The organism is Tolypothrix campylonemoides VB511288_2 (assembly GCF_045999855.1).
GTDB classification, from domain to species: Bacteria; Cyanobacteriota; Cyanobacteriia; order Cyanobacteriales; family Nostocaceae; genus Scytonema; species Scytonema bouteillei_A.
Window position 1 is genome coordinate 740,566 of the sequence record NZ_JBFPMW010000001.1, and the last position, 24,701, is coordinate 765,266.

19 protein-coding genes, 3 tRNA genes and 1 CRISPR repeat array are annotated in these 24,701 nt (G+C 39.5%); of the genes, 12 read left to right on the forward strand and 10 right to left on the reverse strand.

Annotated elements, in window-relative coordinates; all coding sequences use genetic code 11:
• Positions 1–279: 279 nt before the first annotated feature.
• The 6 genes from AB0756_RS03195 to AB0756_RS03220 all read right to left on the reverse strand — a co-directional run bounded on the left by AB0756_RS03195 (position 280) and on the right by AB0756_RS03220 (position 2,807).
• Positions 280–353, reverse strand: a tRNA-Leu gene (locus AB0756_RS03195).
• 3 nt (positions 354–356) lie between these two features.
• Positions 357–433, reverse strand: a tRNA-Pro gene (locus AB0756_RS03200).
• A 7-nt stretch (positions 434–440) separates the two neighbouring features.
• Positions 441–514 (reverse strand) — tRNA-Leu (locus AB0756_RS03205).
• Between the two features lie 474 nt (positions 515–988).
• A complete protein-coding gene (locus AB0756_RS03210) occupies positions 989–1,525 on the reverse strand; it encodes an HNH endonuclease (RefSeq protein WP_038071737.1) in 537 nt (178 codons plus the stop codon).
• A 78-nt stretch (positions 1,526–1,603) separates the two neighbouring features.
• The gene (locus AB0756_RS03215) at positions 1,604–1,855 is read right to left on the reverse strand and encodes a hypothetical protein (RefSeq protein ID WP_137986541.1); all 252 of its coding nucleotides are present in this window, start codon (positions 1,853–1,855) and stop codon (positions 1,604–1,606) included.
• Positions 1,856–1,982: 127 nt separating this feature from the next.
• A complete protein-coding gene (locus tag AB0756_RS03220) occupies positions 1,983–2,807 on the reverse strand; it encodes a metallophosphoesterase (protein WP_050046506.1) in 825 nt (274 codons plus the stop codon).
• A 1,188-nt stretch (positions 2,808–3,995) separates the two neighbouring features.
• Here AB0756_RS03220 and AB0756_RS03225 point away from each other — a divergent pair.
• From AB0756_RS03225 to psb34, 3 genes are all read left to right on the forward strand, one after another.
• Positions 3,996–5,645 carry a substrate-binding domain-containing protein gene (locus AB0756_RS03225; RefSeq protein WP_050046507.1) on the forward strand — a complete coding sequence of 550 codons (1,650 nt, stop codon included), beginning with the start codon at positions 3,996–3,998 and terminating at the stop codon, positions 5,643–5,645.
• A 62-nt stretch (positions 5,646–5,707) separates the two neighbouring features.
• Positions 5,708–6,877 carry a WD40 repeat domain-containing protein gene (locus AB0756_RS03230; RefSeq protein WP_082051853.1) on the forward strand — a complete coding sequence of 390 codons (1,170 nt, stop codon included), beginning with the start codon at positions 5,708–5,710 and terminating at the stop codon, positions 6,875–6,877.
• 171 nt (positions 6,878–7,048) lie between these two features.
• Positions 7,049–7,219 (forward strand): photosystem II assembly protein Psb34, encoded by a 171-nt coding sequence (gene psb34 / locus AB0756_RS03235; RefSeq protein ID WP_038071733.1) that lies wholly within the window; start codon positions 7,049–7,051, stop codon positions 7,217–7,219.
• Between the two features lie 716 nt (positions 7,220–7,935).
• Here psb34 and AB0756_RS03240 read toward each other — a convergent pair.
• Positions 7,936–9,378, reverse strand: coding sequence for a TIGR03985 family CRISPR-associated protein (locus AB0756_RS03240; protein WP_038071730.1), 1,443 nt, complete (start codon positions 9,376–9,378; stop codon positions 7,936–7,938).
• 114 nt (positions 9,379–9,492) lie between these two features.
• On the opposite strand from AB0756_RS03240, the gene AB0756_RS03245 reads away from it, so the two are divergent.
• From AB0756_RS03245 to cas3, 9 genes are read left to right on the forward strand one after another with little or no spacing between them, the layout of a single operon-like run.
• Positions 9,493–10,788 carry a Card1-like endonuclease domain-containing protein gene (locus tag AB0756_RS03245; RefSeq protein ID WP_038071728.1) on the forward strand — a complete coding sequence of 432 codons (1,296 nt, stop codon included), beginning with the start codon at positions 9,493–9,495 and terminating at the stop codon, positions 10,786–10,788.
• Positions 10,785–12,416, forward strand: coding sequence for a Cas10/Cmr2 second palm domain-containing protein (locus AB0756_RS03250; protein WP_038071727.1), 1,632 nt, complete (start codon positions 10,785–10,787; stop codon positions 12,414–12,416). The genes AB0756_RS03245 and AB0756_RS03250 overlap by 4 nt, the downstream gene beginning before the upstream one ends.
• Positions 12,417–13,079 carry an RAMP superfamily CRISPR-associated protein gene (locus AB0756_RS03255; protein ID WP_038071726.1) on the forward strand — a complete coding sequence of 221 codons (663 nt, stop codon included), beginning with the start codon at positions 12,417–12,419 and terminating at the stop codon, positions 13,077–13,079. It abuts the gene before it with no gap.
• Positions 13,080–14,729, forward strand: a complete 1,650-nt coding sequence (locus AB0756_RS03260) for an RAMP superfamily CRISPR-associated protein (protein ID WP_038071723.1) — start codon at positions 13,080–13,082, stop codon at positions 14,727–14,729.
• Positions 14,729–16,141, forward strand: coding sequence for an RAMP superfamily CRISPR-associated protein (locus tag AB0756_RS03265; protein WP_038071720.1), 1,413 nt, complete (start codon positions 14,729–14,731; stop codon positions 16,139–16,141). The genes AB0756_RS03260 and AB0756_RS03265 overlap by 1 nt, the downstream gene beginning before the upstream one ends.
• On the forward strand, positions 16,138–16,710 hold the full coding sequence (csx19, locus tag AB0756_RS03270; protein WP_038071718.1) for a type III-D CRISPR-associated protein Csx19: 573 nt from the start codon (positions 16,138–16,140) through the stop codon (positions 16,708–16,710). Before AB0756_RS03265 ends, csx19 begins: the two co-directional genes overlap by 4 nt.
• Positions 16,700–18,994, forward strand: coding sequence for a TIGR03986 family type III CRISPR-associated RAMP protein (locus AB0756_RS03275; protein WP_038071716.1), 2,295 nt, complete (start codon positions 16,700–16,702; stop codon positions 18,992–18,994). Before csx19 ends, AB0756_RS03275 begins: the two co-directional genes overlap by 11 nt.
• Positions 18,987–19,622 (forward strand): DEAD/DEAH box helicase, encoded by a 636-nt coding sequence (locus AB0756_RS03280; protein ID WP_167844817.1) that lies wholly within the window; start codon positions 18,987–18,989, stop codon positions 19,620–19,622. The genes AB0756_RS03275 and AB0756_RS03280 overlap by 8 nt, the downstream gene beginning before the upstream one ends.
• A complete protein-coding gene (gene cas3 / locus AB0756_RS03285) occupies positions 19,622–21,724 on the forward strand; it encodes a CRISPR-associated helicase Cas3' (RefSeq protein WP_038071715.1) in 2,103 nt (700 codons plus the stop codon). Before AB0756_RS03280 ends, cas3 begins: the two co-directional genes overlap by 1 nt.
• A 262-nt stretch (positions 21,725–21,986) precedes the next feature.
• Positions 21,987–22,822: a CRISPR direct-repeat array (repeat unit 37 nt; unit sequence CTTGAAACTTAGCGATTCCCGGAAACGGGATTGAAAC).
• Positions 22,823–22,923: 101 nt separating this feature from the next.
• Here the strand turns inward: cas3 and AB0756_RS03290 are convergent.
• The 3 genes from AB0756_RS03290 to AB0756_RS03300 form a co-directional block, all read right to left on the reverse strand.
• Positions 22,924–23,682 carry an SH3 domain-containing protein gene (locus tag AB0756_RS03290; RefSeq protein WP_167844816.1) on the reverse strand — a complete coding sequence of 253 codons (759 nt, stop codon included), beginning with the start codon at positions 23,680–23,682 and terminating at the stop codon, positions 22,924–22,926.
• 456 nt (positions 23,683–24,138) lie between these two features.
• On the reverse strand, positions 24,139–24,348 hold the full coding sequence (locus AB0756_RS03295; protein ID WP_050046510.1) for a hypothetical protein: 210 nt from the start codon (positions 24,346–24,348) through the stop codon (positions 24,139–24,141).
• Positions 24,349–24,417: 69 nt separating this feature from the next.
• Positions 24,418–24,696 (reverse strand): DUF4833 domain-containing protein, encoded by a 279-nt coding sequence (locus AB0756_RS03300; RefSeq protein WP_038078317.1) that lies wholly within the window; start codon positions 24,694–24,696, stop codon positions 24,418–24,420.
• Positions 24,697–24,701: the final 5 nt, after the last annotated feature.

Here is a 24,701-nt window from a genome sequence, read left to right on the forward strand (position 1 = left end):
GGGAACTAAGGGCATTTGAACCCTTAACCTTCCGCTTGCAAGGCGGATGCTAAGTGCCAGTTGAACTATGGTCCCATTTGGGAGCATTTTTAGGCTTAACTGACAAGTATTGGGTTGTGTATCCACTCTGCCTACGATTCAATTTGATACTCCCGACAGGATTTGTTCGCGAAGCGTCTCCGATAGCGAAGCGTGCCGACGAAGGAGGCATAGGAGATACCTGCAAAAATTCCGTCCCTCAAACGGAAGCGTTTACCAGTTTCGCCACGGGAGCATTAATACCCCTGATGGGAGTTGAACCCATAAAATCTGGTCTCTGAAGCCAGCACGTCTGCCAGTTCCGTCACAGGGGCAAATGGTCGGGATGGTAGGATTTGAACCTACGGCTCCTTGTCCCCAAAACAAGGCTTCTAGACCACTGAATTACATCCCGATATTGATACTGCTGGTGGGATTTGAACCCACAACATCTGGTTTCTAAGACCAGCTCCTCTTCCAGTTGGGCTACAGCAGCATAATTTGGTACTCAGGCTTGGGATTTGTTCGCGTATAGCCCTTACAGGCATAGCTTCGCATTGCATAGCGTGCGCTTTGCCCGAGAGCGTCTCTGTAAGGAGATATTCAAGTTCTTTCACACGAATACGGTGACTGCTTTTAATCGAACTACAGCAGATTTCAACTTGGTGAGGTACAAAAATTACCCGCCTCTGTCCCCCCTTACTAAGGGGGATGAAAGGGGAGTGTACCTCATTCAGATGCAAAGCGCTGTAACTACACCCCCCATATTGAGTGCCTATCTATTAAGTTTTCAAGGAACGGAAGTGCGAACGTTATGCCTTTTTCAGAGGCTGTTGTTATTTACTACATTTATACTACAAAAATACTACACAAGTGTCAAGGGCATACTACAAATTTTTTTTTGAAGTGAGAGGGCAGTGTTATGTCATTGCGCTCATTGCCCTCTCCGAGAGAAGTTTATGGGAGTGAATTACTCGTTTTCAGTCAGGCGTTGCACGTTCCAAAACTGTTCGGCAAATGTAACGGCTGGGTGAATTGGCGCTTTGGGCTTACTTTTGAGTACCATTCCTGCTTCATGTAGGAGGCGATCGCCTTTATTCTGGTTACACCGTTCGCACGCAGTTACCACGTTGTCCCAACTGTGCTGTCCGCCCTTCGAGCGGGGAATCACATGGTCGAGCGTTAAATGCTTGGTACTGCCGCAGTACTGGCAGGTGTAACTATCACGCTTTAGGACCTCACGCCGATTCACACCGGGTACTTTCCAGTGTCGTTCGGGATTGCCAACCATTAAGCGGATATGTTCGGGCACTTGTAGTACAACACTGGGTGAGCGGACTTCCCACTGCTTTGTAGTGCCAAAATTTAACGACTCTGCTTGACCTGTGACTAACAGCACGATTGCTCGTTTGATGTTGATACGTGCCAGTGGTAAGTAGTTCTTGGAGAAGACGACCACTGAGTTTTGTAGTACGTGTGATTGCTGACTTGGCGGTTGAGCTTCCATAAGTTAATTCACTCCTAAAAAAATAACCCCCGTCTCTGTTATCCAGGAGCGGGGGTCAGGTAGTTGATACTTTTTGACCTATATCGGTGCTATAAAACATTTGCACCTCCCGCTTTGGATGAATTGCTCGCGATTCAGGCATTCGGCTAACGCTCCAAATTTGCCCAATAACAGATACTTTCCCTCAAACGCAAATAGCACAACGAGCTTTGACCCGTCAGAAGCAATGTTCTTTTCGGGATCTGCCCAAAGGGCGATCGCATCTATCCAACCCAGACGGGGTCGGCGATGCATCACGCTACTAATGGTTGAAGAAAATCTGCCTATCATTGAACTTTGTGGTATTTGTAATAGAGAGTCTTTATTTATAATACACTTGTAGTATAGCTTTGTCTACTGTTTCAATAGTGCTTTGGTGAAAGGACTCGAATCAAATTATTTGACTTTTGGTTTTGGCTCAAGCCGGGTTCAGAAACCACTCAAAATAAGTAATTTCTGGAACTGCACCCATTCTCAGTGGTAAAACCGAAACTCCCAGTCCGCGCGATACGTACAGGGCTATCGCACCATCTCGATACCAACCACTGACATAACGTCCGCTACCATTCGGACGTATTGGAGCAAAGCCAAATAATGATAGCTGTCCGCCGTGAGTATGTCCCGATAACATATATTGTGGTTTGTATTGTGTTATCTTTGCTAACTCATTATCTGACAATGAATCTCGATATGCTGGTGAGTGAGCAAGCAATAAATGGTTTGGTTGAGGGGGAAAACCTTCGAGTGATTTGATTAAATCGGGTTGGCTGACTAAATCATCCAATCCAGTGATTAATATAGAGTCCTTGCCGTAGTTGTGTATAACGCTTTCATTTACTAATAGGCGGCAGTTATAAGTGGCATATATTTCTGTCAAACGTTTTAAATCAACACCAGCCCAGTATTCCCAATTCCCCATAATTGCATACTTAGCTGTTTGTTTGTGAAGAAGCGACAAAAAGCGCTCAAATCCATCAAGCTGTTCAACTTTATCAATTGAATCTCCGGTAAATAGTACAACATTTGGGTTAAGTTTATTAACTTGTTCGGCAATATGTTGTGCCCGACTGTTAAATTGTTTGAGATGAAGGTCGCTAATTTGAACCATCTTGAAGCTATTCTTGTGAGGAGCAAATTGTCGCTCGATCTGATAACGTGCGATAACAAAACGATTCGGCTCAATGACAAAAGCATACAGAATCAACAGACAAAAGCTAACAGCGATCGCAAGTATAATAAACAAGCACTTTTTTTTCTTCTTTCTTGTTAGCATAAGTTAAAATTTTTCGGGAATTATCTAATAATAGAGGAGCTAGTAGCACATCTGCTAGCAGACTACACAAACGTTGTCAATAGAAGCATGAAGAAAAAACACGTTAGCGATTGAAATCGCACGGCAGGTGCTACAACGGGGGGAACCCCCCTTCGGGTTCACCAGTCCCCAGGGCGCGGGAAACCCGCCTCCAGGGCAGGATTCACCGCAACGCACTGCCTCGGCTATACAGGCTAAGTCCGCCTGCGCGGACTTTATAAGAAGTCCGCGTAGGTGGTGCGTCCAGGAAAATTTAGAAAGTAGGTTGGGGAGCCACTCACGTGCGGAGAGAAGTTGCGGCTTGGGGGTTTCCCCCAATAGCAAACTTCGGAGGGTTCCACCCGTTGAGTGACGTGGCGTTTGAGGAACGAAACCCAACAATTCTTGTAGAAATGATTTAGAAAATTGAGGAACGAAACCCAACAATAAGGGTTCAATGTTAGATTTTTGTTTTTGCCAAATTGGCATTCTTTTATAAAATTAAGCCAAATTGGCGTTTTTTTATAAAATGAAAAAGATAGATTAATGAAAGAAATCGTCATGCACATCATCTTTGCAACACCAGATGCCCTAGATTATAAATCTAGGGTTTTGTTATGGGCAAAATAATGGAAATAAAAATTTGCTGTGAATGTGGCAAATTGGCAACTCTTGAAATTAGGAAAAGAATATATTTTATAACAAATAAGGTCTTGTTAAAAGACCCACAGCATAAGACAAAACCCAATTCCTCCAGCTTACCACTGGGGGTTTTATATTTATTTTTCAGTCGTTGGTAAAATTATCTAGTGACCGACGAGCGGTGACTGGCGATCGCGTTAGCAAATGTCCCATAAGTTGGGTTTTGGTTCGCAATCCAACCCAACCCAGGTTCTGTTTTTAATGCTAGTTGAAATGTAGAAAATTATAAAATTTTTAATAAAAAACAATTAAGAAAAAATAAGTATTAAATTTCTATGGCTTTGAGAGTGTACAGTGAACTAGGGTTAGAATTTACATGAGTAAATTCCTCACCGGAAAAAACATTGACAGGGTTGTATAATTAATGCATCTTATTTCAGAAAAATTGTACTTGAGACTGGTAGACCTTTGAATTTCGCTACCTTAACGTTGGGGCATATGTGGCAAAAAGAAAAAAAAGATAGTTCGACAATCAGTTTCTCTTTACTGCTGGCATTAATTCTGACCCCAGTAACAACTCTTTTCGTGTCGGGCTCTACACGGGCGCAATCTTCTCCTGAGGCTTCGTCTTCTCCCCTTCCAGAAACTCTACGTGGTTTTAAGGTACGGATTGATGGTACCGACAGAATGTTAGCAATTAACCAAACTTTGAAACAAGGTTTTGAGAAACGAATTTCTGGTACAGAAGTAGAGGTGGCTGCTAGGGGAACTGAGGCTGCACTCAAAGCTCTGCAAAAAGGAAATATTGACATAGCAGCAATTGGACGTGGTTTGACACCAGATGAAAAAGCTCAAGGTTTGGAATTAGTGCGCTTGCGGCGTGAAAAAATTGCCATTGTTGTAGGGAAAAATAATCCTTTTAAGGGTAGTCTGACAATCAAGCAATTTGCCAGAATTGTTCGAGGAAGAATGACAAACTGGTCGCGGTTGGGGCGCATTCCAGGTAAGATTCGTTTCATCGATCGCCCCGAATCTAGCGAGATACGCCAAGCTCTGGGCGGGTACTCTATCTTTAGATCGAAAGGCTTTACCACACGTTCCAACACAATTGAGATAACTGAAGAGGACACTGAAGAACTCGTAAAGCAATTGGGTATAGACGGTATTAGTTATATCAAAGCAGATCGGGCTTCGCAACTCAAAGGTGTACGAGTTGTTCCAGTACACGGGACTTTGCCAAAAGACTCCAAGTATCCTTTTTCACTGCCCTTAGTATACGTTTACAAGAAAAATCCGAGTTCACCTGCGAGTCGTTTTCTCGCTTTTGCCAAAACGCCTGAAGGAAAGCAAGCGATAGAAAATGCTAGGGACAGCGACACAGTGGCTGTTACCCAAAACTTAGCAGGTATGGTTATTGAAGAAAACACGAGTTTTTCAAACCTCAGTTCAGTCACAACGAACCCCACTCTTTCACCAAGCCCTGAGGCGACACCTACCCCAACGTCTGCAAATGCTGTTATTCCAACGGAGACTGGAGAATTGGTTTCTCCGAGCCATCGAGCGTTTGCACCTCCTCCGGATACGAGTGACAATACGCAACAGACCGCTTCTGTGTTTTGGTTGATGATACCTTTAAGTTTAGGTGGTTTAATTTTATGGCGTTCCTATAAAAGAAGATCGCGGCAAGACGGGAATTTTCAGTCGGGAGTCATATTGTCTCCCAATTCATCCCAAGGACAAACTTCTTCACAAAAGGCTGTGTACCCTCCTTTTCCTGATGTTTGGGATGAACTAGCAGCTGATGAACGATTAACTCAAGACACCACTTTGTCTGCACCTGTTGCGCTCCAAGAGGAAGAGTCGGAAGAAGTCGCAAAAGACGTGCAACCATCAACAGAAGTTATTAACGATACAGAGGTTCGTGTTTCCGATCGCACTGCGACTGAGTCGGCAATGACAAACAATGGTTTCCCAAGTGATGACAAAGCATTAGATTTAGATTGGGAAGCACCAGTGGCAGTTGTGTCTCCTTTGTATCCTAAATTCACAGATATTGCTGCAATGGTCTCAAACTCGCCCCAAGAGGAAACTACAGAACCAGATTTGTGTCCGGAATTGCTAGATGATTCAGTGACCAATGACCAATGAGCGGTGGAACAGAGAGAAGGTTGTGGAGTCAATTGATACATTAAGATATCTCGATTTCCAGAATGATACTGAAGTCAAATTGCAGGCTAGCGATCGCGGTGCTATCTCTCATGGGGGCGCAATACCTTGCACCCTTACAGATTTCGCGTGTTGCATCTTTTTTTCAAAATGGTATGACGCCTCTTTCTGCGACCCGTTTGTCTCCTATTATCCATGCTAGCTCTGTCTCAATTGGTCAAAACCCTGTTACTCCACTTCAGCAAAAAAACAGTCAATTGATTCGTACTTTGGTGGGACACACAGCTCCTGTTCGCGCTGTTGCAATAAGTCAAGATGGGCTAACTCTTGCTAGTGGTGGTGATGACGGAACGGTTAAGTTGTGGAATTTTCAAACAGGACAGTTACTGAGTTCTTTGTCGGGTCATTCAAAGGGAGTAAAGTCTATTGCGATCGCTCCGGATGGACAAACTGTAGTGAGTGGTGATAGGGATGGAATAGTTAAGCTGTGGGACTTGAAAAAAGGACAGCTGTTACGCACTTTGAACGGTCATAAAGGTGGAGTGACAGCAATTGTTATCACTCCAGATGGAAGAATTGTTACTGGGAGCTTAGATATAGTTAAGGTGTGGGATATGGCAAATGGAAAGCAACTTCGCACCGTGCAATCGGGGGCTTTTGCTCTTACTGTTAGTCGCGATGGTGAAACTTTGTTTGCGGGTCACAATGATGGCAAAATTACATTATGGAACTTAAGTACGGGTAAACTGTTGCGTAGTCTTGTTCCTCCTCAAAAATCATCTGGGGTCACTTCAGTCGCGATCGCACCCGATGGAAAAACTTTAGTAAATAGCGGTGGGGATGATAGTTTTCAGTCCCTTCCACAAACAGACGGCAAAAATATCAAAGTATGGGACGTGGAAACGGGAAAATTACTGCAAAATTTTTCTGCCCATCTCGGTACTGTAGAAAGTGTTGCGATCGCTCCCAACGGGCTGGTTTTTGCGAGTGGGGGTCAAGCCAAGAGAGTTCAACTGTGGAGTTTGAAGACAGGAAAGCTACTTCGGGCTTTTGAGGGTCATGGAGGGGGAGTTTATGCTGTTGCTTTCAGTCCCAACGGGCAAATCTTGGTCAGTGGTAGCGGCGATAAGACAATTAAAGTTTGGCGGTTGTTACCGTCTCCTTCACCTCGCGTTCCTCTCCAGCCTTCCAATTCTGTTGGAATTGCTTTTTAGTTGCGCTGTCTTGGCGTGCATCATGACTGGGAACAGAATTTATAAATCTTCCAAAGCCCGATCGGCAGTACTCATGACAGCGATCGGGCTTTTTTTTGTCAAGCTCTATTGACTTTTTGTAACAATATTGTTAAATTTAGTTACATAAGTTAATAAATAAAAAAACGAGCTATGTATACCACAGTTAATGAAAATGGGATTCTCAATAACTATGCAACAGAACCACAAATGTACTACAGTGGTTCCCCAAACACTCAGGAACAACGCCAATATGCATTGCAAGGTGCGTTTGCCAGTTTGCTGGTTGTTGCCTTAGTGTTGCTGGGCTTGGGTGTTAGCTAAAAAATATTGAATCTCGGTATCAGTTCTCATCGTCATTCGGACTTCTCCTACTTACCTCGGTTGGTTTCACCGAGGTTTTTTTTGTTATATGTGGGTTGGTAGGAGTTTCGCCCCTTGTGTGTTAACTGCACAAGAACTGCAAACAAAACTTGATATCAGCTGACTGCCTTCTTCAACGCTTTTTACTCTTCCGCCATAAAAATGGGTACTAATGCGTGTTTTCCAACTCTTATAGATCACCCCATCTCCCCCCAACCCCAGCTAGGGTGTACACAAATCTCTAGAAAAGAGATGAAACATAGTGAAAAGGGAGAATGGGAATTAAGTTCCCCCCTTTTTTAAGGGGGGTTAGGGGGGATCGAAACCGCTTTTAATGCACTTTAGAAGACTTGTGTACACCACCATAGCTTAGGAGGCTAAGATACTTAAAAGTCCCTCAATTCATAGGAGGATTTAGGGGGAGCTAGAAAATTAGGAGATTAAACAAATACGAGTGAAAACACGCCCTAATACCAATTCTATGTGAATTTGCACATTATTGCCCTCACTCTAGAAGAGTGGGGCTATACAAACAAAGCCTGCCTTCGCAGGCTAATTGTATGCATCTTCATAGAAAATTGGTATAAGCAGAATCCACTGATAAGCTTCACCAGATTCAATACGACAAAGCCATAGAACATATGGGAAGGTTCTTAGAAGAAGCTCAGTGTATGGCATTATTCATAATTACTTCCAACAACGTGTTTATATAGATTAAACATATCTTGGATCTCACGAGTCATTTCCTGACGTAAATTCCATGGTAATAAAACCTCAACTTTTGCTCCTAAAGCTCGTAACCATCTGATAACGTAATAGTCGGTAACTCGATAATTGACTTGGTAATATGCATCGCTACTCGGACGAGATTGGAGAATATTTAAAATGACCTCCCGATGTTCTTGGTCGAGTATATGCTGTTGAAGGAGAGTAAATGCTTGCTCGTAAGTAATTTTTACAAAAGTATCATGAATACTGATGCTATCGACATAGCGCTGATGGAAGTCTTGGTCAAACCGTAATACCATTAATGATTTTTCTTTGTAAAAATCACATCCCCAAGCTTCTTTTAATTTTGTGTTGATGGTTTTGGGAGTTGGTAATTGATGATTATCATTAATTTCTTTTAAAATTTGTGGAACCCGAATATCTTGCCAAGATAATTCTTCTATATGTTGAGAGAGAATTCGATCGAGACGATATTTGTACCAGTTAATATCATTGTGTGGAGTTGTTCCATAGGCACACAGATATTTAGCACGCTCCATAAAATAAATACAGACTGGATAAACAACGCACTCTTTAACTTGATTCCTATGTGCGCTATGGTATGTGAAAAGTAAAGGTGGAACGTTTTCATAGTTCCAAATTTCCTGCAATTGGCTTTGAATTTCATCTACAGCATCTTGTGTTGGACTAGAATCGGGAACGACATAATCAACATAGAGAAATACACGATGATTGTCCTCATCTATTTCCTCCTCGGAAAATTCTTCAGCTAATACGGGTAAATTAGGGTCGAGGAAGCTAAACAAACCTAAAGTCCCTGCTAAATAAGCTTGTTTCTTCATACTTAAGCTTGCTAGAGGGGTAATATTTTCTTTTGTTTTCCAACTTGGTAATGTTTGCGATCGCTGATAATATTTGCTTCTACCAGTATTATGTTGGCTTCTTTGTAGGTAATTACGACTGACTAATAATTCAAAATCACTTTGTAAAGATTTACGAACCTGGGCAAATAATCTTTCTTCGAGAATTTTTTCCAGTTCCGATGTAGCTATGGATATTTGTGCTAGTAAAGAATCCTGCCATTTGTCAACGGGTACTTCTAACTCTAATAACCATTGTCTGGTTGTTTTAGTGCAAGCACAATTCAAATCTTGATGGTTGAGAATATCTGCTTGCTTCTCATCCTTGTGAGTTTCGGTAAAAAAAGCTTCGCGCCAATCTGCGTAAGTAAAAGGCTCAGCAAGCTTTGTGTAGCCATTTTTGCTATATAACCACCGTAGTAATGCCCACAGTCTAATTGCACGGGTCAAATTTTGGCTTTGGTCGAGGGAACCCTTGACGAGTTTTTGTAAAAGGTTAAAATCTGGATAGTCTTTAAATATGGTAATCATAACAGTTTGAGCTATTTAGTTTATTGTTTATAGATTAGCAGCTATTCGGAAGGGGGTATTTCCGACCGTGTGCCATAATGAGCGTGGCAATTTTGAGAAGGATACATTTAGCGTATGGGTACATTTGAGTTTGATGAGTATAAAGTAGACCATTTGTTTTTGCTGATTGGTGAAAATCCTTTACCTAACTACGTTGCAGCAAATTTGTTGTTGAATGAAGGTGGAACTGCGTATTTGGTATATTCAACGGATACAGAAAAATCAGCGAAGCGACTGCAAGACATTCTAAAAAGCGAGTCAAACAGTTTTAAGGATATAGAATTGCGATCGCTCAATGATTATGAGTCTGATGCTTACTATATTCAGCAGCAAATAAAAGAGAAGCTTGGGAGTATTAAAAGCGGGAAAGTAGGCTTAAATTATACAGGTGGTACGAAAGCCATGTCCGCACACTCTTACAGAGCATTATTTTACGAAGAAATAAAAGACAAATCTAATACACTTTATAAGCGACGTGAAAATATTATTTTTAGCTATCTTGACCCTCGTCGATTAGAAATATGTATAGATAGGGAAGACAATGAACGTGTTCGCTTGAAAATTAAACCCGATACTTTACAAGTTGAACTGGTAAAGCTTTTTCAGTTACATGGATTGGAATTCAAAAAACAGCCAACACAAAATATTAAATTATCTAAATTAACTAAGGAACTTGTCAAAATATTTGGTGAGGATGAGAAGAAAAAACTCTGGTTTGATTGGTATTTCCAAATATTTTGTGAAGAAGCACGTATAAAGAAAAATGGTACTTGGGGTAATTGGAAAAGTAACACTGACTTAGCCAAGATATTTGTATCCTTAAATGACTTGCCATCAAGTTTTGTAGAAGTCTTGAAAAACGAAAAATTACTGAATGATGAAGGCAAACTTGCTTTATCGAATGTAAAATCTATCGATTTATTTCCAGAGATAAAGGATTTGTGTAAATGGCTAGATGGAATATGGCTAGAACATTATGTATTAGAACGAGTAAAAACTATTGCAAATGACCAATTTATACAATATTATGGAATGAATTTTCAGCTTAAACTCACCAGCACTGAAAAGTTTGAATTTGATGTTGCATTTACACGCGGTTATCAGCTTTTTGCTATATCCTGTACAACTATAAGCGACAGGAAATTATGTAAAAGTAAGCTGTTTGAAGCATATTTAAGGGCAAAGCAAATGGGAGGAGATGAAGCAAGAGTTGCTTTGATTTGCTGTTTTGATGAACCAGATTCTTTGAAAGCAGAAATATCTGGAACGCTACCAGACAAAAAAATTGCAGTTTTTGGTAGAGAACATTTAGAGAATTTAGCTACAGAACTTAATACTTGGATTAATCAAAACGATGTGGGGACAAAATGAAATATACTGTAACTGTTATTGATACAACTGGGAAACAGAATTACATATTCAAGAGTAATCGTTTGCGTGAGAATAGTGGGGCATCTTTTTTACTATTGCAAGCAACTCAATATTGGATTGAAGATATTTTAGACCAAAAATTCAATGTGCCAAAAGGTAGACAAGAAGATGCTATCGAAAAAAGCCAACTAAATGCAGAAAGAATCTATGCAAATGGTGGCAATGCTCTAATTGTATTCAAATCGCGGGAAATTGCAGTTAAATTTACCCAGATATTGAGTAGAAAAGTATTAGAAGAAGCACCAGGAATTCATTTACTAGTTGCTCATAAAGATTTTGATTGGAATGATGAAATTGACAATAACTTATATGCAGTCGTTGAGGATTTAAAGAAATCTGATATCGAGCGCCAAAAATATGAGCGAATGTCTTCTGCTCCACTATTAGGTTTGGGAGTCAGTGCTAGCTGTAATTCAACCTTACTCCCCGCAGTAGGTAAAAGTGAAAAATATGTTGACTATGGTGATGAGGAAGATGCGGATAGCTATTTAGTTTCTACCGAAACTAAGAAAAAGTTAGAAGTAGTCAGCCAAGCGAATACAAAACTACAAGAAATATTTGCAAACGAAGTAGATCGAAATATTTACAAGTTTCCCTATCGTACTGACCATTTAGGTCGCTCTAAAGGTGAATCAAGTTATGCAGCAGTGATTCATGTTGATGGTAATGGCATGGGAGAGAGATTTAAAAATCATGGTAAGGGAAAAACTAATCGGGATTACATTAATGCAATCCGAGATTTTTCTAAAAGTGTTGATATTGCTGGTATAAATGCTCTCAAAGCAGTTGCACGTGTTCTAGTTAAATCCATTCAACAAGGAAAAGTAGTCGGTAATCTTGGAGAATTTAACCTAAATGCTCAAGGTTATTTACCTTTTCGTCCTTTAGTTTACGCCGGAGATGATATTACATTTATTAGTGAGGCTCGAATTGGCATCGAATTAGCAGCTTTATTTCTCCAAGCATTTGAAAACCAAACAGTCAGTGATGGTAAAGCTTTAACAGCTTGTGCTGGTGTTTGTGTTGTCAAAACTCATTATCCCTTTGCACGAGCTTACGCCATTAGCGAAGAATTATGTAAATCAGCAAAGAAATTTGTCAAAGAGAGTAAATTTGAAGATGAATCTTTTTCTGCTTTGGATTGGCATTTAGCAGCAAGTGGTTTAATTGGTTCAATCTCGGAGATTCGCGATCGCGAGTATAAAATCTATAACGATCGCGGGATTTACGATTTGACAATGCGCCCGGTACGCTTGCGAAGCGATCGCAGCGATTGGCGTACTTGGAATGGTTTTACCCAAGTTGTTAGAGAATTTAAAATAGGGGAAAATTGGAAAGGGAAGCATAATAAAGTGATGGCTTTACGGGAGGTTTTGCGTCAAGCTTCTGACAAAGCTGTTGAAGAATTTTTATGGAACTATAGCAAATCATCGCAATTACAACTGCCATTCTTTCCAAAATCTAGCAGTCAAAATGAGCAGTTATCAAAAAATGGTTGGCTTAACAGACGTTGTGGATATTTTGATGCAATTGAAGCGATGGAATTTTATTTGGATCTGGAAGGTTAAATGATTAAATATTCTCTCAAAATTCAACTTTTAAGCGATACAACATTTGGTAGAGGTGATGGTGTTGCTGGACTAATAGACCAAGAAGTCGAACATGATTCCTCTGGGTTTCCATACTTACGCGGACGAAGTTTAAAGGGTTTGTTGAGTGAGGAATGCGATAATTTATTATTAACTTTACACCCAAATATTCGGACTCACTGGGAAAATATTGCTTGCACTTTATTTGGTTCATCTGGTAGCACTTTAGAAACCATGGGAGCGATGTATGTTAGTGATGCATATTTACCAGAGGATTTACGAGAAGTCGTAACTTGGCAAATACAAAAGAAGGAATTAACAGAAAAAGATGTTCTTAATTCTTTGACTGCTATTCGCCGTCAAACAGCTATTGATAATCAAACTTACGTTGCAGATAAAGGAAGTTTGCGTTCTTTTCGAGTCATTCTTCGCAAACTTGAATTTAAGGCAGATTTATTATTTGAGACTAAACCCAATGATGAAATATTATCACTTTTATGTGTAAGTACATTAGCATTGAGACGAGTAGGAAGCGGACGCAATCGAGGTAGGGGAAATGTTAGATGTACCCTTGATGGTATTTCCAAAGAAGATATGAATCGCTACATCAATATTTTTGGCCAAATTCCGGAGGTAGTTTAAGTGAAAGTAATTACTGTTTCGTTGTATACTCAACAACCTTTACTTGCAACTTCATTTCAAGGCGATCCAAATAGTGATATTTCCTATTCTTACATCCCTGGTAGCATGATTCGTGGTGGGGTTATTGGACGTTATCTGAAGCAACATGGTTTGCAGGAGCTTGATTTAGATAATGATGAAGTTAAACGTTTATTTTTTGATGCTAACAGTACCAAGTATCTCAATGCTTATTTACTAAGTAATGAATGTAACCGCACTTTACCTATTGTGCGTTCTTGGTTCAAAGAGAAGGATGCAGAGTTAAATGATGAATTGCCAGAAATCAGAATTTTCGATTTTGGAATCGAGCAAAGCGATGAATTGGATAACCCTAAATTTATTGGTGAAGGTTTTTGCATCAAAAAAAGTGATTCGATAACGCTATATAAAGAAAAGCGAAGAATTAATATTCACAATCAGCGAGATCGCAAACAAGGACGCTCGACTCAAATTAAACGCAATCCTCAAACGAATCAACTTCAAGGAGAGGGTGAAATCTTTCGTTACGAAGCAATCGATCGCCAGCAAACTTTTCAAGCTGTAATTATATGTAGTAACGATACTGATGCTAATTTCCTGATGGAATTACTGCAAAAATCAGAGGATATTTGGCTTGGTGGTTCTCGAACTGCCGGATACGGACATATTAAAATCAGTAATGTTAAACTTTCTACAAATTGGGATGAAGTTCATATTTCTCCTGACACTAGAATTGAAAGCGATTGTTTTACAGTTACACTGCTGAGTGACTTAATTTTGCGTGATGAATGGGGTCAATATGCTATTATTCCACCCTCTGCATGCAACAAAAATCCTGCACCACTCACACAAGAAATAGAGAAAATCTTGGGTATGGGTACAAAATTGCAATACATAAGAAGTTATGCAAGCAGCACCTTAGTTGGAGGATTTAACCGTAAATGGGGCTTACCTCTACCTCAAGTTGCAGCATTTGCAGCAGGTAGTGTGTTTGTATTTGAACAACTTGATATTACTCCAGATGCGATTAGAGACATTGAAGCAAGAGGTATTGGAGAAAGACGAAATGAAGGTTTTGGCAGAGTTGCGATTAACTGGTTAGATAAATCTAGGTATAGAGTTCATTTACCAAGTAAAAATTCTAAAGACAAACCGGAACTACAAGAAGATTTTTCACACACGTTAGCAGCACAGATGGCAGAAAGATTACTAGACCAAAAAATTGAAAGAGCGCTACAAAATTTTATTGCACGAAAGAAGATTGAAGGAGATATTAGTAACAGCCAGCTTTCCCGCATACAAATAATTGCAAGACAAGCTCTGTCTACTGGCGATTGCAATTTAGTACTATCACTATTGAATAATCTTCCTTCTTATGCACAAGGTCAGTTGGAAAGAGCAAAAATTTACCCTAGTGAGAAAAATTCTTCTCTTAAGCACCAACTTGATGAATGGTTAAAAAATGCAGAATCTTGGACTTGGGTAAGCAATAAGCAAGACCTAACAGTTAATGTTGCAAATATAGAGAGAAGTATTACTGATGAATTTGCCAAACAAAGTAAACTAGCTGAAAAATACACCCTACGTTTAATTATGGCTCTTGCAAAAAAAGCCATGAAGGAGATTAAATAATGAGTTGCGCTCGCATCCACATTAGAAATCAACGCCAGATTATCGAAAGAATAATAATAAAAGGGGTTTTGATATTAGATACTCCTACTTGTTTTGGAAGTGGGGATAATGATAGCGACATAGATATAGAAATTTTACGAGATAGTATTGAAGATAAAGCTTTATTAATGGGTTCTTCAATTGCGGGAGCTTTAAGAAACTATCTGGGAGAACATAACAATGCCTCCGATACTAAAAATGATTTGATTTTGTTTGGTGGAGAGCGTAGTGATGACGATGGAGAGCAAAGCCCTCTGCTTGTGAATGATGCTCTCAGTAACGACGCGATCGGCTTAGAATTACGTGATGGAGTAAAAATTAATAGCATCACGAAAACCGCAGACGATGGGGCAAAATACGATCTAGAATTTTTGGAATCAGGAACCCAATTTAACCTCTATTTTGAATTATTAATAGATGAAAAAAGTGAGAGAGAGCAGTTAATTAGAGAATTAATAATTAGCCTACAAGGATTAGAAACAGGTAAAATTCGTTTGGGAATCAAGAAAACTCGCGGTTTTGGTCGCTGTCATGTGGAAAAATGGCAAGTATTTCAGTTTGATTTGCGAGATTACAAACAGCGTATAAAATGGCTAAAATTTCCCCATTGGGAAACAGGGTTATTAGAAGGTTCTCCAACTCACGGCAATATTGCGGATGCTTTGGGTGTCACTACAGCAGAGGAAGATAAAAGACAACATCTAACTATCCAAGCTACATTTACCCTTGCAAGTCCTTTACTAATTCGTTCCGGACAAGCATCTACCGATAAAGCACCTGATGTTGTCCATCTGAAATCTCGACGGAATGGGGAAGCAAAAGCAATATTATCAGGTACGAGTTTAACTGGTGCGTTGCGACATCGTGCGGAAAGGATAGTTAATACTATTCAAAAACATACAAATATCATTAACGAGATATTTGGCTTCGTGGATGAGAAGACAAAAAAAGCAAGAGCAAGTCGTTTAGTTGTCGATGAAGTTGAAATTAATGACGCCACCGACTTAGTACAGAATCGAATTGCGATCGATAGATTTACTGGTGGTGCTTTAGATGGTGCTTTATTCAACGAGCAACCAGTTTTTGGCAATGATAAAACAAAACTCACAATTACACTGCAACTACGTCACCCAAAAGAACCAGAAATAGGATTATTACTTTTATTACTCAAAGATTTGTGGACTGGCGATCTAACTGTTGGAGGAACCAGTAGTATTGGACGGGGAAGGTTGAAAGGTGAAAATGCAACTATTCAATATGGCGATAAAAATTGGGCAATTGTACAAAATTCTAGTAATAAAGATTTGACTATCGATAACCCGGAAGAGTTAAATCAATTTGTTGCAGCTTTACATCTGGAGGTGACACCTTGAATAAACCTAAATGCGAAACTATAAAAGTACCAGTAGATTTTAATTTGCAAAACTGGTTGGAAGAACAAGGGAATAAATATAAATTGAAATATTTATTAGCCCATGCGGAAGATGGGGTTATTTGGGGAAAATTCCAAGATAAAAATTTAATAACAGCAGATAGCGTTTTTTCTGAATTTGCTAAATTGCGCTGTTCAACGTTACAACAGTGTCGGATTTTTGGCGAAAACTCTGAAGTGATGCTTTGGCAAACAGATGAGGGTTTTCAAGCGCGTGTTATTGAAGATGAAAAGAATACAGAGCTTATTCCTGAAAATCAGATTCTTTGGGGTACACAAGCAGAAAAAATTAGCAATGGTTTTACCTTAGTATCGGATGGTTCTCAAGGTTTGTGTCATGCTGTTCCGTTAATTAATATCTCTTTTGATAGCAATCAAAAATTATATCGTCCATTGCGTTTGTGTGTTCGTCACTATATTGATTATGACGTAGAAACAGGCGTAGCTCGTATTTATTTAAGCAGATTAGTTAATCTTACAACTGAGAAGGAATTGAAAAATGTTGCCTAGACATTTAACAAATGTACCAGATTCTAGAAAAGCTAGAGCACCTTATAATTTTGTTGAGTTACCCAATGATATAGTTGAGATTCAAGCAGATTCTTTACCTTCGCATAATGTTTACTATGCCCAATCCGAAAAACGTTATACAGGTAGAATCGATTGTACGCTTACAACTGAATCTCCTTTATATATTCGCTGTGGTTTAACTAAAGAAGAATTTGAATGTGGTGCAGAATCAAAAGATTTGCCAGATTTTTTCTACACGGAGATAGCATCTAAAGCCAGAAAGCCAGTGATTCCCGCTAGCAGCTTGCGTGGAATGCTCAGAAATTTAATCGAGATTATTAGTTTTAGTAAAATGGAACTGGTATCGGATAAAAAAAGGTTTTTCTTTCGTGCTGTTGCAGCAAAAAGAGACGATCCATTAGGGAGTGAGTATAAAAAGCTTCTCAAAAATGTTAAAGCTGGTTATTTAGTGAAGGAAGGGGATAACTGGTATATTCAACCTGCAAAAATGATTGAAAAGTCTTCTATTATCTGGGTTAAAGAGCGAGATTTAGTAGGGATTCAAACTTTGATTAGGATGAATCAAAAAAACTATATTCCACAGTATATAGATGTTAGCTTTGGCGATACACTTTTTAAAAGTCCAAGAAGGTTTACCGGACAAGTAAGCGCAAATCAAAAGCGTTATCGCGAACGAGGGGTTTTAGTCACCAGTGGTAATATGCTGGAATCTTCTGACGATCCAACAAATCTCCATCGTCGCAATCATTGTATTGTTCCAGAAATCAACCATAATATAGATCGCATCTCGATTAGTAGTGTTGCTGTTCAACACTATCGAAGTGCTTTAACCGAATTTCAAAAGCTAGAACCTTTTGATAAAGATTTTGGAGTTTTAAAAGAAGGAAAACCTATTTTTTATTGCGAACCTCAAAGCGGACAAACAGAAGTGACTTTATTTGGTCATTGTCCAAACTTTCGCATTCCTTATTCACCCTTACAAGATGGAAAAGCAGCTTCAGCAGTTGATTTTATTCCTAAAAACATTGGTAAATCTAATAGAATTGATTTAGCTGAGGCAATATTTGGATATGTGAGAAGTAAAGATAACGAGAATCAAAGTAATATTGAGCAAAGTACTGTTAATAACTTCCATTCTGCTTTAAAGGGAAGAATTTTTATCGGACATGCTATTTGTGAAAAAACAATTAATGATGATATTTGGCTAACAGGAAGTCCTGATAAAACAATTACACCCAAGATTCTTTCCAATCCCAAACCAACAACGTTTCAACATTACCTAGTCCAAACTAGTCCTGAAAAAATACAACTTAGGCATTATGCAAGCAAACCACCGAAAGATAACCAAGTAGGAGAAACCGTCATTCGTGGTCATAAATTATATTGGCATAAGGGGAAGAATCCTGATATCGAACATCCTGAAGGTGATAACGCTAAGGGAACTCAAATAACTAAAATCAAACCCATAAGAGCAGGTGTAAAATTCACTTTTGATATCCACTTTGAAAACCTCGCTGATATCGAGCTAGGTGCGATACTGTGGATATTACAAAAAGCAGCAGTACCTCAATATTGTTTATCTCTAGGTATGGGTAAGCCATTAGGAATGGGTGCTGTGAAAATAGAACACCAGCTTTTACTGAATAACCGTCAAAAGCGTTACTCGAAATTATTTGATAGTAGTAATAATCAATGGTTATCGGGAGAAGAAGACCAAAGCAATACAGATTCAATATCGACATATTGCATTAATGCTTTTGAACAATTTATCGTTAATAATATCCATCTTGATGACCATCCAGAAGGATACAATGCAGTCAAACTAGATGATATACCCCGCATTCAGATGCTTTTGTTGATGTTGCGGTGTGATAAGCCTCCATTACCTAATGACACTCGTTATATGACGATTGATGCGAAGGAGTATATAAACCGTCCAGTGCTTCCAACACCATTCCAGGTAATGGGTGAATCAAAAGAAGATAAGCGGAGATTTAGAAATACTTCTAACGCAAATTTACCAAAACCTAAAACAAATATTCCAACTAAAGCATCTCCCAAATTTACGATAGGTCAAATTTTGGATGCAACGGTTTCTAATATAAAGAGCATGAAAGTAACTTATCAATTACCAGATGGAACAAAAAAAACTACAGAAGAGCATAAAGCAGCAAAATTCTTGGAAGCAGGACAAAATGTCAAAGTCAAAATTACTGCTGTAAAAGATGACGGTAGTATCAAAAATGTAAAATATCATGAGTAACGCAATTCAAACAGATATTCACCAACTCTTTCATACCCTCACCACCCACCATCCCTACAACTTCCAAACCCAGACCATCAATCGCATTCTCAACCGTGAAGATACCCTGCTTCGCGCTCCTACAGGTTCGGGGAAAACCGAAACTGCGATCGCACCCTTTCTATTTGCGAAATCCCTCAAGCTCGATTTTCCCAATAAGTTAATCTATATCGTACCTTTACGTACCCTTGCAAACAGTCTGCGTCAACGGGTAGAGAAGCTGGTTGCAAATTGGGAAAGTGTTTATCCCCTGGAAAGAAAATTAGTGGTGACTTTACAGACGGGGGAAAACCCGGAAGATCCGCGTTTTGAGGGGGATATTATTTTTTGTACTATCGACCAAATGTTAAGCAGTTTTTTAAATATTCCCTATTCAGTTGGTCGTGGTTCGGGTAATGTCAATTGTGGAGCGATTTTTGCGTCTTATTTAGTGTTTGATGAACTGCATTTACTCGACCCTGACAGGTCTTTTACTACTGTTTTAAAGGTGTTGCAGCAAATTAAGGGGATTTCCCCAGTTTTATTGATGACGGCGACGTTAACGGATGAATTAGCGGTAAAAATTAAGGAAATAATCGAAGATTCATAATGGAAATTATTCGAGTTGAAGATGTTGATTTAAAAATCACTGAAGCCAATCGGTGTCGAACTTTTCGTACCGTTTCCCAACCTCTGACAGCGCAGCAGATTTGGAATGATATTCAACAGAAAAAACGTCAGCGAGTAATTGTCATTTGTAATACGGTTTCTCAAGCACAAGGAATTTACCGAGATTTGAAAGCCTTAAATCAAGATTTTGAGATAGAAATTACCCTGTTACATGCGAGGTTTTTACCAGAGCACCGTGCTGCGAAGGAAAGCTATTTGAAAGATGTATTTTCTCAAAATTGGCGAGAGAATAATTTTGCAGAAAATGATCCTTGTCAAGTTTTAATTTCTACTCAAGTCATAGAAGCAGGAATTAATATTACCTGCGAAGTTTTACATACTCAACTGAGTCCGATGAATTCGCTATTGCAACGTGCGGGACGCTGTGCAAGGTTTCCGGGAGAAAATGGGGAAGTTTTTATTTATCGAAAGGTGGAGGTAAACCGAGAGAATCGAGATTTAGCAGAAACAGATTTATTTGAAGTTGAAGAATCTCCAATCATAGAAAAAGATTTTATTAATGTCGATGTGATTGAGAAAGTAGAAACTGAGAAAGAAAGCTTTTTACCTTATCAAAAAGAAATTTGTGAGTTAACTTGGCAGGTTTTAGAAGCTCATATCAATTCCGAGCAAGCCCGCGAGCATGTGGGTTTTCGGATTGAGGAGGAATGGATTAATCGCGTTCATCGAGATGAAGATTTGCTCACTCTCAAACGTCGCGAAAATATCGAAATGGAGTTTGAGAATAATTTTTATGATACCGTTTTTAAAGGAGATGAATCAAAAGCAGTCGAGCTAATTAGAAAAGTCGATAATCGCAGTGTATTTACCTGGACAGAATCGAGTTTCTTCGATGATGACGATAAGGAGATTGACGATATTCAAAAATTACTGCCTTTCTCGGTACCGATTTCTACCTTATGTAAAGCTTGGCAAGATTTTCAAGAGAACATAGGTTTTGGGAATGATTGGATTTTTAAACGGATTGAAACGCCAAAAGATAAATCTCAATCTTACAGCCAACCTGTTTTGAGCCCGATTACTTCCCGTGATTTTTTAATTGGCTGCTATCGAATCTTTGTCAATCCTCGTTATATTAATTACGACGAGTATATTGGTCTAAGAATTGGTATTGATGTCAAAGGCAATAAATTTAAATCGCCGCCCAAACAAGACAAAACAATTATTTCTCAGTATTGCTATCGGATGGATAATTATGTTGGGCATTTGGTTTTGATGTGGAAATTATGGCGAGAAGATTTTTACTCAATTTTGTTGAAAAATGGGGAATCAGTAAAAGTCAAGTATGCTGCTGTCCGTGATGAATTGCTTGTAGCTGGTGGTAAATTTATTCAAACTAAAATCTTACCCAGTCTTTCAATCAACGAAGCCGAAGCTTTGTTTGAAGTTCTGGTCTTTTTGGCGATTTTTACCCACGATCTAGGAAAATTACAATCAAAATGGCAAGAAGTCATGCGGGGATGGCAGAAAATTGCTCATGCCAAGTATGGAGGGAAAAATCCAAGGGAATATTTGCTAGCCCATACCGATTATAATCCTGATGAGCCAGAACAAAAAACCGACTTAAAAGCCTATGAAAAGAAAAATAAGCGTCCCAATCATGCGGTGGAAAGTGCTTTTTTAGCACGGGAAGTTCTCAAACAGTCTTTGGTTCCATTATTGTGTCGGTATACTTCTGACAAGGATAAAATAACATACATTGTTTATACGGTAATGATGGCAGCAGGTCGCCACCATTCGGCTTGGACTGAGGGGTTTCAAAGTAAGGATGTGGCAAAGTTAAAGCAGATTGAATTGTGTGCGGGATATGAGAAGGCGATCGCAGACAGTTGGCGGTGTATGGTACGTTTTTTACCGAATGGCGATCGTTTGCCAGAGCCGAGTTTGAGCACACGTGTTTACAGCCTCAAAGAGTTCGATTTGAATAAATTCGATCGCGATGAAATTGAGTTTTTGCAGCTTTATTCTTTAGTTGTACGTGCTTTGCGATTGTGCGACCAGCGATCGGTTCAATTAAGATGAAGATATCTAACCGCTTCTGGACGTTGGGATGTAGTACGTCTATAATGTTACTAGATTGATGTTTGGCAAACCGAAGCGGAGTCTAAAACCTGGGGGGTTCTGCCAAAATCGCCAGAACCTAGACAAGTTAATAGTTGTAGCATTTTGATATTCGGCACTATTGATATTTTATGTCAATAAGCGAGGCTGAAATGAGGTCATTTTTTCGATCTGCCAAAACTGCTTGTAGAGTCCTTGCTCTGTAAGGGTTTTAGATGGCGGACTTGAAACTTAGCGATTCCCGGAAACGGGATTGAAACGCATAAACCCAATTTTTATTGTGAGGATGCCTACTTCTTGAAACTTAGCGATTCCCGGAAACGGGATTGAAACAATTGCTTCCTGAGTTAATGAAGCAAATTAGCAGAACTTGAAACTTAGCGATTCCCGGAAACGGGATTGAAACCTCTTGATTCCAAGTTTTTTGAAGATGCTCAATATTCTTGAAACTTAGCGATTCCCGGAAACGGGATTGAAACAAAGGATAATTGTAGACCCTATTTTAATATCTTCATCTTGAAACTTAGCGATTCCCGGAAACGGGATTGAAACCGGTTGACTGACCGCGATTTCATAAATGGTCGTTTCTTGAAACTTAGCGATTCCCGGAAACGGGATTGAAACATTTGATTAAAGTTGCCAAAAAAGCAGCCATTTGCTTGAAACTTAGCGATTCCCGGAAACGGGATTGAAACATGTGGTTGTGTGCCTTTCCTCCCTGTACTCCACAACTTGAAACTTAGCGATTCCCGGAAACGGGATTGAAACCTTGGTCTAATGCATTGAGTGTATTGATTGTTGCCTTGAAACTTAGCGATTCCCGGAAACGGGATTGAAACTTGCCAATCTATCGGAACGGGCGCTTGCAACTACAACTTGAAACTTAGCGATTCCCGGAAACGGGATTGAAACTTTCAGATAGATCTGAAAATTGACTTAAATCTGGATTGACTTGAAACTTAGCGATTCCCGGAAACGGGATTGAAACAAGAAGCAACATCGATTCATGACCAGACGTTCCACTTGAAACTTAGCGATTCCCGGAAACGGGATTGAAACCAATTGATTGAAGGTTGTATTGAATGGCAGGAACTGTCACTTTACCCAGGAGATGGCAGTAAAGTGGAAGCAGTGGATGGCAGTATACATGAGGAAATAGACTAATCTCCGGCGATAAAAACCGTCATTTTCCACTGCCCTTGCTTGTTCTCAAATCGAGCGCGATATCCCGCAGGATAATAGGCATAACGACTGGAAACATAGCCCCGTTGACCTGTAGGAGTAATAATTGGCTGCCAGCCTTCAAAGGTTTGCTGTTCCTGCCGTTGCTGTTGAGTCAGGCGAGAGAATCCACTCGGATCGGATTTAACAACCTCATCTGATAAAACTCCAATGACTTGACTATCATTGCGCGGTTGTGCGCGAACATTTATATTTTCACCCACGATGTAAACATCGGTAAAAGGATCGCCTAAGGAAGCTTGAGACACGTGCGGGCATTGATAGGCATCCAATTTAACTCCCGCAGGGGCTTCATAAGGGGTACAGCCAATGCTCATGATTCGCTCCAATCGTTTCCAAGAGAGTGAGTTGGAATCGTCAAATTTGAGCGAACTGAAAGGGATTGGAGATCCAAAGGTAATTTTGATATTTGGATCTGCCATTGCACGAATAAATTTAGCATTGCGCTCGCGAATGGCTTGCTTTAAACGTTCTCGAAATTGGTAGAAGGAACTGTTAGGAGGAACCCGATCGCGCAGTTTGAAGGGACGACGGGGGTAGGGCTTGGCTTTTGCGGGAGATTGTGTTCCAGAAGGCAACTGGGAGAGAGCGCGATAAGCCAAAGGCGATACGGCTGAAGCCGTATCGCCTGGAGGTAAGATAATTGCAATTGTCTGCCAGCTTATTAGTATGAGCACGATTCGCACAATACTTTTCAAGTTTAGATGAGGGAATTTCATATCGTTCTAGCTATAGAAATATATAGATGAATAATGACAATTTAGTATATGGCTCTAGTTCAAAATGATAATTTCTTTGACGTAAAATAATAATAAATGTTCCAGACTTTTATAATTTTTCTTTAGAAAACTTGAGAATAATAGCAAAAGAACAATGATTCAAAAGTAAGAAATAGAGAGTTGACATCAGCTACAGAATACTTGACATTCACTATACGAGCGAGCATCTTCTTCCAAGTTTCCACCACGTCGCCGCTTACCAGCCAACAGATTGGTAATCACAAATCCTCAATCGTCTATTTGCATTAATATTTTAGGACTAAAGCCTACAGCACGTAAATTTCCCATATTCAGACAAGATGAACGGGCAGAGTTTATTAACTTTCATTCCGGCTATATAATGACTTCTGCTGCTTAGAAACGACAATTAGATTTACAGATAATCTTTTCTTGCTTTTGATTGACACCATAAAATGTTATGCTGTGAACCGTACCACCAAGCCCAAAGAAACCGTTTCTAGTCAAGTCGATATGCACTTGCTGCAATTGAGTAACTTCGCCGTTGATTTGTGTAAAAGCTGATATTTGACACTCTTGACTTCCCGATCGGGTAGACCGAATCATAATAGGTTTTACAATTCCTCGTCCTTTGAAGCCGTTTACTTCTATAACTACTTCATCACCTGAAACTGATTAGCGGGCAATACCAAAGGCTGGAACTTCAATTGCTAGCAAACTCTCTAACCGACCATTTTGAAGTTTCCAATAAGGATACACAGGTTTAGCAGTTTTCAGCGAGCAATCTGGATTAGTCTGTATACCATAATGCACCTGATTACTGTTGTCACTCTTGGAGATGAAAAAAATACTATTCAAGTTGATAGCATAAGAAGGGATGGTAGGAATAAGTAACAGTGCGATCGCACCACCTATGAAAGATATATTTACTAGCTTTTTTCTGAGCTTAGACATAAATT